Genomic DNA, 13,163 nt, shown 5'->3' with positions numbered 1-13,163 from the left:
CCGGCGGCCGATGAGGGCGCGCCGGCGTGCTCGGGTTCGACGATCAGGCGTCGGCGAGCCACACGGCCGTATCGGCCGGAAGCCTCCGTCCCTCGAGCGGCTCGCTCGAGACGAGGACATCCCCGGCGGGCAGTTCGATCGCGTCGGCGCCGAGGTTGGCGATCACGGTGACGTCACCGCTGCGGAACGCGAGCACCGTCTCGGGGTAGCCGTCGAGCCACGTGAAGGGGGCGGCGCCGAGGCCGTGCGCCTTCCGCGCCTGCAGCAAGTGCGTGTAGAGCGCCAGCGTCGAGTCGGGGTCGCGCTGCTCGACATCGCGGGCGTGCTGCGCCCACTCCGTGGGCTGAGGCAGCCACGACGCGCCCGTGCCGTTGAACCCGTAGGCGGGGGATGCGGCCTCCCACGGGATCGGGACGCGGCAGCCGTCGCGGCCGTACTTCTCGTGGTTCGTGCGGAACCACGTCGGGTCCTGGCGTGCGTCGTCGGGGATGTCGATGACCTCGGGGAGCCCGAGCTCTTCGCCCTGGTAGATGTAGGCGGAGCCGGGCAGGGCGAGCATCACCGCGGTCGCCGCGCGGGCGCGGCGCAGGCCGAGCTCGGGGATCGGCTGCGCTTCGGAGCGCGGGCCGATGCCCTCGCCCTGCGGGCTCTCAGCCGAGAGGGCGAGGCGCGAGGCGTGACGGATCACGTCGTGGTTCGAGAGCACCCAGGTGGCCGGGGCGCCGACCGCGGGGAAGGCGCGCAGCGAGTCGCTGATGACCGTGCGGAGCGCGTCCGCATCCCACGCCGTCGTCAGGTACGGGAAGTTGAACGCCTGGTGCATCTCGTCGGGGCGCACCCACAGCGCGGTCTTGTCGGGCGTGGGTAGCCACGCCTCGGCGCACAGGGCGCGGTCGCCGTCATACTCGGCGAGCACCTTGTGCCAGTCGCGGTAGATCTCGTGGACGCCGGGCTGTCCCCAGTACGGGACGTCGTCCGCGTCGCCGCCCATCGAGTCGCCGTCGGCGGGAGGCGTGTAGTCCGGCAGGCCGTCCTTCTTGATCATGCCGTGAGCGACGTCCACCCGGAATCCGTCGACGCCGCGGTCGAGCCAGAACCGCAGCACGCCGCGGAAGTACTCCTGCACCTCGGGGTTCGTCCAGTCGAAGTCCGCCTGGCTCACGTCGAAGATGTGCAGGTACCACTGGCCCGGCGTGCCGTCGGCCTCGACGACGCGCTCCCACATCCCGCCGCCGAACACGGACTCCCAGTTGTTGGGCGGCAGCTCGCCGTTCTCGCCCTTGCCGTCGCGGAAGATGTACCGCGCGCGCTCGGGACTGCCGGGGGCGGCGGCGAGGGCCTGCTGGAACCAGACGTGCTGGTCGGATGAGTGGTTGGGCACGAGGTCGACGATCACGCGGATGCCGAGGCCGTGCGCCTTGGCCAGCATGGCGTCGAAATCGGCGAGGGTGCCGAAGAGCGGGTCGACGTCGCAGTAGTCGGCGACGTCGTAGCCGGCGTCGTTCTGGGGCGAGACCATGAAAGGGCTCAGCCAGATCGCGTCGATGCCCAGCGTGGCGAGCGCGTCGAGGCGGGCGGTGATGCCGGGCAGGTCGCCGATGCCGTCGCCGTTGGCGTCCGCGAACGAGCGCGGATAGATCTGGTAGATCACGGCGGTGCGCCACCATTCGGATCCGGGCGCGGCGATCAAGGTCGAGGCATCGTGCGTCGAGGTCATGCATCCGATGGTACCGGGTGCGATCGTATCGATTCGAAGCCCGGTTTTCCGTGGGCGGCTCCTGGTTTGCCCGGTTCTGATCGAGGCGATGCTCACGGTGCGCCGACTACCATCGACGGGTGACCCCCTCGAATTCCGCCGCACTCGAGCGCGCCGAAAAGCTCATCGCCGTCATTCCCGACTACCCCGAGCCCGGCGTGCTCTTCCGCGACATCGCGCCGTTGCTCGCCGACGGTGAGGGTCTTCGTGTGGTCATCGACGCGATGCTCGAGCCGTTCGCCGGAACCTACGACGTGGTGGCCGGTATCGAGGCGCGAGGGTTCCTGCTGGCCGGCGCCGCCGCCATCGCCGCGGGTGTGGGTCTCGTGCCGATCCGTAAGGCGGGCAAGTTGCCGCGCCCGGCCGCATCCGTCGACTACGCGCTCGAGTACGGCACCGCGACGATCGAGATGCACGACGACATCGCCCCGGGAACGCGGGTGCTGCTGCTGGACGACGTCCTCGCGACGGGCGGCACGATCGCCGCGGCGCGCGACCTGGTCGAGCGGATCGGGTGCTCGGTGGCCGGCGTTGCCGTTCTCATGGAGCTCGACGCGCTGGGCGGCCGCTCGGTGGCCGGACACGACGACCTGCACTCGGTCTTCCACGCCTGATGACGCGTCGGGCGGCGTGTGATCAGAACGCGGGGCGTGGTCAGGCTGCGTAGACGACGCTGCGGAACAGCAGATAGCCGGCGACGATGACGGCGCTGCCGACGGCCGGCGCCCACGATGATGCGCGTTGCCGGATGTAGCCGGTCGCGACCCCGACCAGCGTGATCCCCCAGCCCAGGATCAACGCTCCGGTGAGCATCCAGCGCGCGTCCTGCACCGTCGGGAAGCACTCCGCGCAGTCGATCTGGGAGAACGCGTCCCAGAATGCGAACAGCAGGACGAGGCCGGTCACGACGACCTGCAGGAGTGCGAGGCCGAGGGCGGGTGCGACGACGCGGATGTCACGGGAGTGGTCGGTCTGCGTCATGGTGCAGAGTATGGGCCCTCGCATCCGGTGCGCGCAGCATCCGTCCCCCCCGCGTTGCTGGGGCGCTCGTGTGAACCTCGTCGCGAACACTCCGTTCCGACTTACCTTCGGAATATGGCTTCCGCTTCGACCGACGTGCCCGCGTGGCTCCGTGTCGTGGTCTGGTCGCTCGCTCTCGGACTCGCCGTGCTCGGCGTCGCGCTCGCTCTGACCGCTGCGAGTTGGTGGCCGCTCGTCGCTTTCCTCGGTCTTGCCATCCCGCTCCTCCCGATCTCGAGACGCACGGCTACGGGCCGCTGACGTGCCTGGCTTCTCGCTGACGCGTCGGGCTCCTCGCTGACGCGCGCGGTTCCGTGCCGCCGCGTGGGCGCGGAGTGGCCGTGTGCACGCCGAGTACCTGCGTCGTCACTGAGTAACCGCATCGGCGCGAGGCCCGCGGCGACTCGGGCTCAGAACGGCGGCGGTGGTCCCGGGGGTGGAGGGTCGGGCTCCGGTGGCACGAACTCGGGCACGAAATGCACGCTCGGTGATGGCGGTTCGTCGATGTACGTGTAGCCCAGCGGCGAGGTCCAGGCGAGGACGCCCGCGTGGACTTGTTTCACGCGCCAACCGGTGAACTGCTTCATGGAGTGGTGGCGTTGACACAGGCCCTCGAGATTCTCGAGCGTGGTGGGCCCGCCCAGGGCGTGGTCGTGCGTGTGGTCGTGCTCGAGGCGGATGGCGGGCACGCGGCATCCGGGGAACCGGCAATGCGCGTCGCGGGCGCGCAGCCGACGTCGAAGATCGGGCGTGGGCTGGTAGCGGTCGGTGGCGAGAACCTGGCCGGACGCGGGGTGGGTCAGCAGGCGGTCCCAGCTCGGCGCGGCCCCGGCCAGGAGTCGGGCGGTGTCGGCGTCGATCGGAGCGCGTCCGGCGAGGTCGCCCGGGTGCTCGGATGCGTGCAGCAGAGTGAGCGCGGGCACGACGACCTGCACGTGAGCGCGAATGGCGCCGAGCGTGCCGGGCTGCTCATCGCTGGCGGTGGGATCTGCCACCGGGGCCGCGCTCAGGAGGAGGTCGGTGAAGACATCCGCACGCACCTGATCCATGGTCCGCGCGTCTGACGCCACGATCTCGTCTGTTCGGTCGCCGCCCGTACGCAGTCGCTGCGTTGCGGCCCCGCGGGCGTCGTGGATGATGGTGGCCATTCGGGTGAGGCGGTCGTGGATGGCGTCGCCCAGCAGCAGGGGGATGGTGGCGGTCAGCTCGCACATCCCGTCGTCGAGGGGCTGAACGGTCACGGCGCGCATCTCGGCCGCATCTCGGTGTCGCTCGGTGAGGGTGCGCGGGTGCAGTCGCTCGGCGATCATCTGCACGCTGGTGCGCACGCGGCCGGCGGTGTCTTCCTCGCACCGCACGAGCGCGTGCTGCTCGAACTCCGCCCGCGTGTGCGCGGGCAGCCCGCCGCCGCTCTCGCTGATCACGCGGACATGTGCCTGGGTGATCTGCCCCGCCTCCCATGCGTCGACGGTGGCCGGATAGCTCGTCACGAGATCGGCGGCCTCGACCATCCGACGCTGCATCGTGCGGTCGGAGATCCGCAGCGGAACGGCCAGTTCGCTTGCGATCGCGCGGTGGGCCATATCCGCGCCGCGCGCCGAACGATGCTGGCCGTCGCTCATCCGGCACGCGAGCTCCTCCGCGCGCGCGAGAGCGCGCACCAGACGTGCCTGCGCCGCGGCGAGGTCGGCCTGCGCCGCATCCACCTGGTGTGCGATGGATGCGAGCGCAGCCGCATCCGCGTCGGAGAGACCGACGACGCTCGCAACCTTCGAAGACATGTTCTAAGAGTAGGAAAGGCCTCGGACATCGCCGTCTGACCTCGGGTGGGGTGTTTCGTCGCTCACGCGGCTCGCTCGACGACCGACGCTCCGTGGTTGTCGCCCGCGTGGCCGCCGTTCGCCCACCGCTGGCCCAGCGCGGTGCAGGCTCGAGGGCCGGACAATTGAGAATCGATCTCGGATCGTTGTCTCCGAGGCGGGCGTAGCCTGACCATGCGCACGGTTACATACGTGCGCATTGAGTTTTCTCAGGAGGTTTGCCATGTCCACCACCGCCCGCGCAGCCGTGCTCAACGGAGTCGACGAGTCGTTCGTTTTCGAAGACGTCGTGCTCCAGGATCCCCGTCCCGACGAGCTGCTCGTCCGCATCGTCGCGGCCGGCCTCTGCCACACCGACCTCGCCGTGCAGCACGGCCACATCCCGAGCGCCTTCCCGCGCGTGCTGGGCCATGAGGGCGCCGGCATCGTCGAGCGCGTCGGCGCCGACGTGACGGGCTTCGCCGAGGGCGACCACGTCGCCGTCTCGTTCGCCTCGTGCGGCCGATGCGAGAACTGTCTCGCGGGACGCCCCGCCTACTGCCTGCAGTTCATGCTCCTCAACATCGGGGGCGTGCGCGCCGACGGAACCGGCACGATGGCGCTCCCCGACGGCGGCGAGGTCGTCGGCAGCTTCTTCGGACAGTCGTCGTTCGCGACGCACGCCCTTGTCGCGGCGCGCAACGCGGTCAAGATCGACAAGGACGTCCCCCTCGAGCTCGTGGGTCCGCTCGGATGCGGCATCCAGACGGGCGCGGGAACCGTGCTCAACTCGCTCGGCGTCGGCGCGGGTGACGCGCTCGTGGTCAGCGGAACCGGTGCCGTCGGGCTGTCGGCCATCATGGCCGCCAAGGCCGCCGGCGCGACGACGATCGTCGCCGTCGACGTCCTCCCCGAGCGCCTCGAGGCGGCCAAGCGCCTCGGTGCCACGCACCTCGTCGACGGTAAGGTGGACGACGTCGTCGACCAGATCAAGGCGGCCACGGGCGGCGTCGGCGCCGAGTATGCGCTCGACACCACGGCGATCCCTGCCGTCATCGGCAATCTCGTCGCTTCGGCGCGCTTCGGCGCGAAGGTCGCCACCGTCGGCGTTCCGAAGCCGGATGCGGTCGCGCCCGTCGGCCTGTTCTCCGGCTCCGGCGTGACCCTCGTCGGCGCGATCGAAGGCGACGCCGTGCCGCAGACCTTCATCCCGAAGCTGCTCGCCATGTACAAGGCGGGCGAGTTCCCCTTCGACACCCTTGTGACGACCTACCCGTTCGACGAGATCGAGAAGGCGATCGCCGACACGCAGTCCGGCGCGGCCGTCAAGGCCGTCCTGGTCATGCCCTGACCGGCCTGTGCACCCGCGGGTCCCGACCACAACCGGGCAACCCGCGGGTGCGCGCGTGCGGACGTCTCACGCATCCACAGTCGCGCTTGTGTTGCGACAGAGTCGGCGCTGTTCGCTGCACAATGGTCAGGCGATCATCTGCGGCGGTCTCGGAGGGCCCTTTGCCTTGTTCATTTGCCGTCGTCCGCGTGGCTGGCGCGAGAACGCTCATGGCCTGCATCACGAGCGTCCCCGGGGTGACGCTCTCACGCGGCGACCTCCACAATCTCGTTCCGGTGGAATGACCCGATGACGCGCCCGCAGCCGAAGAGAGGCCGCATCCTTCACCGACTCATCAGAGCCGCCGTGCTGCTCAGCGCCGCCGCCGCCGTGGCCGTGCTGTTCGCGCTGATGACGGACGCGATCGAGGTGGAGCAGGCGATACCGGCGAACATCGTGCTGGGCATCGCCGCCGGTCTCATCTCCAGCATCCGGTACTTCACGGTGCGGCTTCCCATCGCGATGGATCCCACCACGATCGAAGCGGGGAGCGAGACGTGGGGTCGCCTGCGCGGACTCACGGGCGACATCGGCTTCGCGCTTCTGGTCGGCGTCGCCGGGTGGATCGCCGTCTGGATCGTCCGCGGGCTCTCGCTGCAGCCCGATCAGTCCTCGGTCGGCGACGGGCTCGCGCTCTTCTTCGTCGGTGCGGCGTGGTCTGCGGGATGGCTGCTGACCACCGTCGCGGCGTTCCTGGTGTGGATGCCGGCGGCCGCGTTCATCGGGATGCGACGAGCTCGCCGCCGGGGTGCGACCCCGAGCAGCGGCTGGCGCATCCTCACGTGGGCGCTCGTCGGCCTGGACATCGTCGTCCTCGTGATGATCGCGGATGCGGTCTTCGTTCCGAGCGACCACGCCGGCCCCCTGGCGTGGTGGCAGATCATTCTGTCGGTACTCGCCGGGATCGTGGGCCTGCTCTTGGTCCTCGTGGCGCTCGCCGCCGTGTCGTGGCGTTGGTGGCCGAAAAGGTGGCGCCGCGGCAGGAAGGCGCCGACCGCGGTGGCCGAGCCTCCGCCCGGGTCCCACGAACTCGAGCGCTGAACCGTCGCGTCGGTGCCCGCTGGCATGGTGGCGGCATGGTCGCACTGTTCGAGTTCCGGCGCGCGCCCACGCCCGCCGACGTGAAGGCATACAGGTCTCTGTCCGAAGAGGAACGTCTGCAGGCGCGCATCGCGCTCGCGGGTAAGGCGCAGGTCAACACGGCGGTCGCCGTCTCCGCCACCGCGCTCGTGGTGGCCACCATGAGCTTCGTCCCCCGGCTCACCGAAGGCTGGTCCCTGCCGAACCTGGCGTTCATCCTGCTCTTCTGCGTCGCGGTCATCTCCTTCGCGGGTATGGCGGTCGTGTTCGCGGGTCTCGACCCCCAGCGCACGCGTCGCGCATGGTGGGAGGTCTTCGACTACGTCGACACCCACCATCCACCGGCCCCGGACACGGATCAGGAATGCTCGATCCTCGCGCGATGGCGGGGACGCCTCTCTTCGATGCGCGCTCGCTGAACGAGCCGCACGCGCACGCGGCGACCAGGGCGGGGTGCTCAGTCGACGCGGCCGAACTCCTGGATCCCGACCACGTCCAGCAGCCGCAGCTTCTCCTCGTCGGTCGAACCGGGCTCCGCGGTGAGCACGAGGAGGGCCTGCGACTGGTCCTCGGTGAACAGCACCTGGCAGTCCACCTCGATGGGGCCGATCTCCGGGTGCAGGAGCACCTTGTGATCGCTGAACCGGCGCGCGACCTCCTGCCTCTCCCACAGCGCCGCGAACTCGTCGCTGATCCGCAGCAGCTCGTCGACGAGCGCCTGCGCGCGCGTCCCCTCGACGGCGAGCACGGCGCGAAGCCCCGAGACGAGAGCACGCGACTGCCGTTCTCGGTCATCACCCGGATAGCGGGCGCGTGCCGCATCCGGATGCGCGAACCAGCGGTACGCCTCGTAGCGTTCCCACCCTCTCGCTCCCGCGTGATCGCCGAGCAGCGCCGCGCCCATCCGGTTCTGCAGCAGCGTCTCGCCCAGTGACGAGATGATCACCGCCGGCGTATCCGCGAGACGATCGAAGACGCGCTGGAGAGCAGGGGCCACGTGGTCGCGGGCCAGGATGCGGTCGGGAGCGTTGTGCCCGGCGACGCGGAAGAGGTAGTCGCGCTCGTCCGCAGACAGCCGCAGCGCCCGCGCGAGTGAGGCGAGCATCTGCGTGCTCGGCTGCGGGCCGCGCTGCTGCTCGAGGCGTGTGTAGTAGTCGGTGGACATCGCCGCGAGCTGCGCGACCTCCTCGCGGCGCAGACCGCTCGCCCGCCGGCGGGGCCCCGCCGACAGCCCCACATCGCCCGGCCGCAGCTGTTCGCGACGAGAGCGGAGGAAGTCGGCAAGGGCGGCGCGATCCATGCGTCCATTGTGTGCGGCGCGCCGCATCCGGAACCAGGGACCCGCGATCCGCCCGTGACGCGGCAGTGTGGGAGTGACGCGACGAGAACAGGGGTGGGATGCGCAGACTGTTCGCCGCCGTGGCGCTCCTCGCTGCCGCGATCGCGCTCGCCGGATGCACCTCCGTCGCGTGCGGCGAGTCCGCCGGCTCCCGCGCCACGCTCTACGACTCGATCGAGGCGCTCGCGGCGGACAGTTCACTCGTCGCCGTCGCCGTCGTCACGATCACCGAGCGTTCGGCCGCCGACTGCGACACGACGGTCACCGCCCGCATCGACCGGCGATTCGAGCCCGCAGCGCTCGGCGGCACCCCCACCGCCGAGCGGAACGACGTGGTCGTTCGCCACACGGGGCCGAGCGACACGCTCGTCGAGGGCCGCTCCTACCTGCTCTTTCTCACACCCACGATGCTCCAGGGCTCGGCCGCCGACGACTACTTCGTGACGGGCGTGACGGCCGGCATCTACCGCGTGGAGGGCGATCACTTCGTGCACGTCCCCTCGGAGGGAGACGACCTGCCGGCGACGTTGACGCCCGCCGACCTGCAGGGATGATCGCGCGAGAGCTTGAGTGGAGGGGACCTCGCGGTTAGGGTCCGACGCATGACCGACCGCGCGGTTCCCCACCTCCCGTCCCGCGACTTCGATGCCAGCGTCGTGTTCTATGGCGGCTTCGGGTTCGCGACCACGTATCACGACCGCGAGTGGCTGATCATGGAACGCGGCGGCCTGCAGCTCGAGTTCTTTCCTGCCGCCGAGCTGGATCCGACGCAGAGCCCCTTCATGTGCGGACTCCGCGTCGACGATCTCGATGCGCTCTACGCCGCTATCCGGGCGAGCGGAGTCGCCGAACGGACGAAGGGGCACCCGCGGCTGCACGCCCCGGTCCTTCAGCCCTGGGGACGTCGTGTCGCGCACCTCATCGATCTCGACGGCACGCAGGTGAACCTCATCGAGAACGAGCTCTAGGCGGAGACCTCCGTGCGTGCGAGCAGACGCCACACCCTCGCGCCGAGAAGGATCGCGGTGACCGCCATAACGGCTCATCCAGAGACCGCCGATCCCCCGATGAGCGATCCCTTCCGGGACTCGGCCACGCCGGCGACGCTCGAGAGATGGACATCACCGGAAACACCGTCTTCATCCCCGGCGCGACCAGCGGCATCGGCCTGGCGCTCGCGCTCCGCCTGCAGCAGGCGGGTAACACCGTGATCGTCGGCGGCCGGCGCCGGGGGCTCCTCGAGACGATCGCCGCAGAGCACCCCGGCATCGACACCGTCGAGATCGACACGGCGGATGCGGCATCCGTGCGCACCGCCACCGCATCCGTCATCGAACGCCACCCCGCCCTGAACGTGCTCGTCACGATGGCGGGCATCATGCACGTCGAGGACTGGACGACGCCCGACGGCTTCCTCGCCTCGGCCGAGCAGACCGTCACCACCAACGTGCTCGGTCCCATCCGCCTCATCGCCGCGGTCATCGATCAGCTGCGCGCACAGCCGGCTTCGACGATCATCACGGTCTCGTCCGGCCTCGCCTTCGCGCCGCTCGCCGCGACCCCCAGCTACAACGCGTCGAAGGCGGCCATCCACATGCTCAGCGAGTCGCTGCGCCTGCAGCTGGCGGGAACGTCTGTCGCGGTGAAAGAGCTCGAACCACCCTCCGTCGCGACCGACCTTCTGCCGGGTCAGCGCGACAGCGCATTCGCGATGCCCCTCGATGCGTTCGCCGATGAGGTCATGCGCCTGCTGCGCGATCAGCCCGATGCGCCGGAGATCCAGGTCGAGCGCGTCAAGTTCCTCCGGTACGGCGAGGCACGCGGCGACTACGACCAGGTGGTCGCGACGCTCAACCGGTCCGACCCGCACGGCAAGGGGTGATGCCGCGACATGTGCACGGTCCCTGGTGCGGATGCGGCTGCCGTGACCGCGGGCGCAACACCTGCCCCGCCGATCGTGCACATGTCGCAGCACACCGCTGCGGCGAGCGGGGCGGGTGGACCGCGTCGCTACCCGCGCGACGCGGTCTCGTCGCGCACGAGACCGATGATCCCGCGGAGGGTCAGCACCACGCCGAGCACGAGCGAGAACCAGAGCCAGCCGGTCGGTTCGATGATGAGGCCCGCGACGGAGACGCCGAGGGCGAGCAGTCCGAAGACGAGCATGAAGATCGCGACGCCGCGAGAGATGGTCCCCAACATGCGGTGAGCGTAGCGCGCGGCGAGTGCCCGTGGGGCGTCTCTGTTCGAAAGGAGCCCGGGGGCTGTCCGGGTTCGTTCGGGATGCGGGGACGACCGCGTCGCGGGCTCTGGTCCGACCGTACGCTCGGGCCAGAGCCCCGAGGAGCACCGTGATCCGATTCGCCGACGTCATGCCCGTGCCCGCACCAGCGCGCACGAAGGTGAAGTTCAACATCCGTGCGGGCGTGGGCGGCGCGGCCGCCTACGACCTGCTGATGGCCGACGATCCCGAGCCCTGGCTGGCGATGACGAGATACCGCTCACGACAGCAGAACAACAATATGGGCCGCGCGGAATATGTCCTGGCGTTCGCGCAGTACTACCCCTACGGCCCGGAGTACTTCATGTTCGGCGGCTTCTTCCGCGTCGAACCGACCGTGCCCGAGACGCTCGGCGACGACGGCTATCGGCTCACGCCGCTCGATCGGTACGCGGAGTACGTCAAGCGCCTCATCGTGAAGCTGAACGAGCCCATCGGCCGCAACCTCTACCTCCGCTCCTACGACAACCTGCAGGACGGCCCGCTCGGCCCTGAGGTGTACGAGCTGGCACCGGATGTGAAACTCGGGGCCTTCCCCGGCTACCAGAACGTGCGACTGCGTCACCGTGATCTGCAGCGCATCATCGCGAACGACGAACCGAGCTGGAAGGACGCCCTCTCCAGCGTCAAGGGCGTATACGTCATCACCGACCTCAGCGACGGGCGACTCTACGTCGGCTCGGCGTCGGGCGAGGCGAACGGTCTCTGGCAGCGGTGGGCGGGCTACGCGCACCTCGCCGACCTCTCCGGAGGCAACCGCGATCTCGAGCTGCTCAAGCTCACGCGCGGTGACGGCCACATCGTCGAACACTTCCAGTACTCGATCCTCGAGATCTTCGATCCCAAGACCCGCGCGGAGACCATCCTGGCGCGCGAGTCGTTCTGGAAGCTCGCTCTCGACAGCCGTGCTCACGGGCTCAACGCCAACTGAGCGGGCGCCCGCGCCGTGTCCGGATTCGTCCGGGAGTGGCCTCCCGGGCCCGACCTGACACTCCGCGGCACCTAGCGTCGAGGCGTCATGACGCACGGCGAGAGGACACAGGCATGCCGGACGGGAACGTCGACTGGGACTTCTGGGCGCAGATCGCGACGGTGATCGCGGCGTTCGCCGTGCCGATCGCTGTGCTCGCTCTCGTTCTCGAGATGCGTCGGACGGCGGTCGCCCAGGCGGCTCGCGTGGTGGCGTGGACCGTGGTGCCGCACGACCGCATCCGCTCCGCCGGGGTGCGCGGGATCGTCATCGTGAACGAGTCCGAACAGGTCGCCCGCGACGTGCGCATCGACGTGCACGCGGAGGGAACGGATGCGGTGACCGCCGTCTATCCGATCGTTCCACCCGGAGCGCACTTCCTCACCCTCCAGGAGCGCCAGACGTCCGACGCCGCAGGGGAGGCGCCGTGGGTAGGCGACGGCAACGACTACGTGCTGCTGCCCGTGAACCAGAAGGACGGCGCGCTCACCATCAGCCTTCGTCACGCGCAGACCTCCCCCGGCGACGAGATGCGCGAGTACGAACTCCTGCCGTGGACACAAGCGGGCGCCCGGGCGGACTCGAGCTTCGCCGCCGCGGTCTTCGAGTACTCCCTCGGGAACACGCGCTGGCGCCGTCGGTCGGACCTCAGCATCCGTCGCCGCCGTCCGGCGCGAACCCGGGCGTGGCAGCTGTGGCGCCCGCGCCTGGCGGGGCAGCCGGAGGTGGGAGAGCGCCGGTTCCCGGAAGTCTCGCTCAACAGCGAGCAGGCGAGGCTCGTGATCGCCGACACGGAGGACACGTACCAGCAGTCACGAACGCTGATGGATGCGGTGGGCCAGCGACTCGCCGGCGGCATCGATCCGGCCGAGTCGAAGCCGGTGGTCGACCCTCGGCTGCGAGGCGCGGGCATCGTCGAGATGCGCCGTACGCGCGAGTCGACGCGGCAGGGAGAGGTCGGTCGCGGCGCCCTGGCGTTCGAGTTCTCCTACGCGCCGGCGGGAGGGGAGGCTGTCGCCGCCTATTCGTTCGGCGCGTCGCAGTACGGCGATGTGCCCGCCTGGTTCGGGCGCAAGACCGCCAAGGGGGCCGAGTCCGTGTCGTTCAAGAAGCGCGGATGGCATCCGAAGCGCCGCAAGGCCTCCGACTGGCCTGCGGACGGTGCGGAACTCGCTACGGCCATCGTCGACGCGATCGTGGAAGACCTGCGCGAGCACGCCCCCTCGATCACCGCGGCCGCACCCGCTGACGCTCGCTGATGGATTCCCTGTACCGCCCGCATCCGTCCTGGCTGCCGGCGACCTATCTGCTGCTGGCGACGATCGGGCTCATCGCCCTTCCGCTCGCCGTCATGGGGAGGGTGGACGAGTCGACCGTCGTGCTCGTCGGCCTCGTCTACGTGCCGCTCGGCTGGGTGGCGATCACGGTCGCTGCGGCCGTGCGGATCCGTCCGCGGGTGCGATTCGACGCGCGGCGGTGGGTGGGCCTGGTGGCGCTGCCCGCCTGGGGCTGGTCCTGGCTGTGAACG

Annotated in this window: 16 protein-coding genes; 11 read left to right on the top strand and 5 right to left on the bottom strand. The window is 70.1% G+C overall.

Annotated elements, in window-relative coordinates:
* Window positions 1-43: 43 nt before the first annotated feature.
* Window positions 44-1,717, bottom strand: a complete 1,674-nt coding sequence (locus tag SK224_RS04175; protein ID WP_320433527.1) for a glycoside hydrolase family 13 protein — start codon at window positions 1,715-1,717, stop codon at window positions 44-46.
* Window positions 1,718-1,836: 119 nt separating this feature from the next.
* Between SK224_RS04175 and SK224_RS04170 the strand changes: the two genes are divergently transcribed.
* The gene (locus SK224_RS04170) at window positions 1,837-2,370 is read left to right on the top strand and encodes an adenine phosphoribosyltransferase (RefSeq protein ID WP_137418411.1); all 534 of its coding nucleotides are present in this window, start codon (window positions 1,837-1,839) and stop codon (window positions 2,368-2,370) included.
* Window positions 2,371-2,410: 40 nt separating this feature from the next.
* Here the strand turns inward: SK224_RS04170 and SK224_RS04165 are convergent, their stop codons facing one another.
* Window positions 2,411-2,737 (bottom strand): hypothetical protein, encoded by a 327-nt coding sequence (locus tag SK224_RS04165; protein ID WP_320433526.1) that lies wholly within the window; start codon window positions 2,735-2,737, stop codon window positions 2,411-2,413.
* A 114-nt stretch (window positions 2,738-2,851) separates the two neighbouring features.
* Between SK224_RS04165 and SK224_RS04160 the strand changes: the two genes are divergently transcribed.
* Window positions 2,852-3,037 (top strand): hypothetical protein, encoded by a 186-nt coding sequence (locus SK224_RS04160; RefSeq protein WP_320433525.1) that lies wholly within the window; start codon window positions 2,852-2,854, stop codon window positions 3,035-3,037.
* 149 nt (window positions 3,038-3,186) lie between these two features.
* Here SK224_RS04160 and SK224_RS04155 read toward each other — a convergent pair whose 3' ends face one another.
* Window positions 3,187-4,557 (bottom strand): HNH endonuclease signature motif containing protein, encoded by a 1,371-nt coding sequence (locus SK224_RS04155; protein WP_320433524.1) that lies wholly within the window; start codon window positions 4,555-4,557, stop codon window positions 3,187-3,189.
* A 262-nt stretch (window positions 4,558-4,819) separates the two neighbouring features.
* Here SK224_RS04155 and SK224_RS04150 point away from each other — a divergent pair, with 262 nt between their 5' ends.
* From SK224_RS04150 to SK224_RS04140, 3 genes are all read left to right on the top strand, one after another.
* Window positions 4,820-5,926: an NAD(P)-dependent alcohol dehydrogenase gene (locus SK224_RS04150; protein WP_320433523.1), complete on the top strand. Its 1,107-nt coding sequence runs from the start codon at window positions 4,820-4,822 to the stop codon at window positions 5,924-5,926.
* 288 nt (window positions 5,927-6,214) lie between these two features.
* Window positions 6,215-7,006 carry a hypothetical protein gene (locus SK224_RS04145; RefSeq protein ID WP_320433522.1) on the top strand — a complete coding sequence of 264 codons (792 nt, stop codon included), beginning with the start codon at window positions 6,215-6,217 and terminating at the stop codon, window positions 7,004-7,006.
* A 35-nt stretch (window positions 7,007-7,041) separates the two neighbouring features.
* The gene (locus SK224_RS04140) at window positions 7,042-7,464 is read left to right on the top strand and encodes a hypothetical protein (protein ID WP_320433521.1); all 423 of its coding nucleotides are present in this window, start codon (window positions 7,042-7,044) and stop codon (window positions 7,462-7,464) included.
* A 38-nt stretch (window positions 7,465-7,502) separates the two neighbouring features.
* Here SK224_RS04140 and SK224_RS04135 read toward each other — a convergent pair whose 3' ends face one another.
* Window positions 7,503-8,345 carry a helix-turn-helix transcriptional regulator gene (locus SK224_RS04135; protein WP_320433520.1) on the bottom strand — a complete coding sequence of 281 codons (843 nt, stop codon included), beginning with the start codon at window positions 8,343-8,345 and terminating at the stop codon, window positions 7,503-7,505.
* 98 nt (window positions 8,346-8,443) lie between these two features.
* Between SK224_RS04135 and SK224_RS04130 the strand changes: the two genes are divergently transcribed.
* From SK224_RS04130 to SK224_RS04120, 3 genes are all read left to right on the top strand, one after another.
* On the top strand, window positions 8,444-8,938 hold the full coding sequence (locus tag SK224_RS04130; protein ID WP_320433519.1) for a hypothetical protein: 495 nt from the start codon (window positions 8,444-8,446) through the stop codon (window positions 8,936-8,938).
* 48 nt (window positions 8,939-8,986) lie between these two features.
* Window positions 8,987-9,352, top strand: coding sequence for a bleomycin resistance protein (locus SK224_RS04125; protein ID WP_320433518.1), 366 nt, complete (start codon window positions 8,987-8,989; stop codon window positions 9,350-9,352).
* Window positions 9,353-9,498: 146 nt separating this feature from the next.
* Entirely contained in the window at window positions 9,499-10,266 is a 768-nt protein-coding gene (locus SK224_RS04120; RefSeq protein WP_320433517.1) for an SDR family oxidoreductase, read from the top strand.
* 128 nt (window positions 10,267-10,394) lie between these two features.
* Here SK224_RS04120 and SK224_RS04115 read toward each other — a convergent pair whose 3' ends face one another.
* Window positions 10,395-10,586 (bottom strand): hypothetical protein, encoded by a 192-nt coding sequence (locus SK224_RS04115; RefSeq protein WP_320433516.1) that lies wholly within the window; start codon window positions 10,584-10,586, stop codon window positions 10,395-10,397.
* A 149-nt stretch (window positions 10,587-10,735) separates the two neighbouring features.
* On the opposite strand from SK224_RS04115, the gene SK224_RS04110 reads away from it, so the two are divergent.
* The 3 genes from SK224_RS04110 (at window position 10,736) to SK224_RS04100 (ending at window position 13,160) form a co-directional block, all read left to right on the top strand.
* Window positions 10,736-11,596: a GIY-YIG nuclease family protein gene (locus SK224_RS04110; RefSeq protein WP_320433515.1), complete on the top strand. Its 861-nt coding sequence runs from the start codon at window positions 10,736-10,738 to the stop codon at window positions 11,594-11,596.
* A gap of 113 nt (window positions 11,597-11,709) precedes the next feature.
* Window positions 11,710-12,894: a hypothetical protein gene (locus SK224_RS04105; RefSeq protein WP_320433514.1), complete on the top strand. Its 1,185-nt coding sequence runs from the start codon at window positions 11,710-11,712 to the stop codon at window positions 12,892-12,894.
* Window positions 12,894-13,160 carry a hypothetical protein gene (locus tag SK224_RS04100; protein WP_320433513.1) on the top strand — a complete coding sequence of 89 codons (267 nt, stop codon included), beginning with the start codon at window positions 12,894-12,896 and terminating at the stop codon, window positions 13,158-13,160. Before SK224_RS04105 ends, SK224_RS04100 begins: the two co-directional genes overlap by 1 nt.
* Window positions 13,161-13,163 lie beyond the last annotated feature (3 nt).

This window comes from Microbacterium sp. BG28, from assembly GCF_034044005.1.
GTDB lineage: Bacteria > Actinomycetota > Actinomycetes > Actinomycetales > Microbacteriaceae > Microbacterium.
This window is presented reverse-complemented; position numbering and strand designations above follow the sequence as displayed.

What these genes read in the sequence shown, in the direction of transcription:
- SK224_RS04175 (WP_320433527.1), bottom strand. Translation starts at nt 1,717, where the DNA reads ATGACCTCGACGCACGATGCCTCGACCTTGATCGCCGCGCCCGGATCC.
- SK224_RS04165 (WP_320433526.1), bottom strand. Translation starts at nt 2,737, where the DNA reads ATGACGCAGACCGACCACTCCCGTGACATCCGCGTCGTCGCACCCGCC.
- SK224_RS04160 (WP_320433525.1), top strand. Translation starts at nt 2,852, where the DNA reads ATGGCTTCCGCTTCGACCGACGTGCCCGCGTGGCTCCGTGTCGTGGTC.
- SK224_RS04155 (WP_320433524.1), bottom strand. Translation starts at nt 4,557, where the DNA reads ATGTCTTCGAAGGTTGCGAGCGTCGTCGGTCTCTCCGACGCGGATGCG.
- SK224_RS04150 (WP_320433523.1), top strand. Translation starts at nt 4,820, where the DNA reads ATGTCCACCACCGCCCGCGCAGCCGTGCTCAACGGAGTCGACGAGTCG.
- SK224_RS04145 (WP_320433522.1), top strand. Translation starts at nt 6,215, where the DNA reads ATGACGCGCCCGCAGCCGAAGAGAGGCCGCATCCTTCACCGACTCATC.
- SK224_RS04140 (WP_320433521.1), top strand. Translation starts at nt 7,042, where the DNA reads ATGGTCGCACTGTTCGAGTTCCGGCGCGCGCCCACGCCCGCCGACGTG.
- SK224_RS04135 (WP_320433520.1), bottom strand. Translation starts at nt 8,345, where the DNA reads ATGGATCGCGCCGCCCTTGCCGACTTCCTCCGCTCTCGTCGCGAACAG.
- SK224_RS04130 (WP_320433519.1), top strand. Translation starts at nt 8,444, where the DNA reads ATGCGCAGACTGTTCGCCGCCGTGGCGCTCCTCGCTGCCGCGATCGCG.
- SK224_RS04125 (WP_320433518.1), top strand. Translation starts at nt 8,987, where the DNA reads ATGACCGACCGCGCGGTTCCCCACCTCCCGTCCCGCGACTTCGATGCC.
- SK224_RS04120 (WP_320433517.1), top strand. Translation starts at nt 9,499, where the DNA reads ATGGACATCACCGGAAACACCGTCTTCATCCCCGGCGCGACCAGCGGC.
- SK224_RS04115 (WP_320433516.1), bottom strand. Translation starts at nt 10,586, where the DNA reads ATGTTGGGGACCATCTCTCGCGGCGTCGCGATCTTCATGCTCGTCTTC.
- SK224_RS04105 (WP_320433514.1), top strand. Translation starts at nt 11,710, where the DNA reads ATGCCGGACGGGAACGTCGACTGGGACTTCTGGGCGCAGATCGCGACG.
- SK224_RS04100 (WP_320433513.1), top strand. Translation starts at nt 12,894, where the DNA reads ATGGATTCCCTGTACCGCCCGCATCCGTCCTGGCTGCCGGCGACCTAT.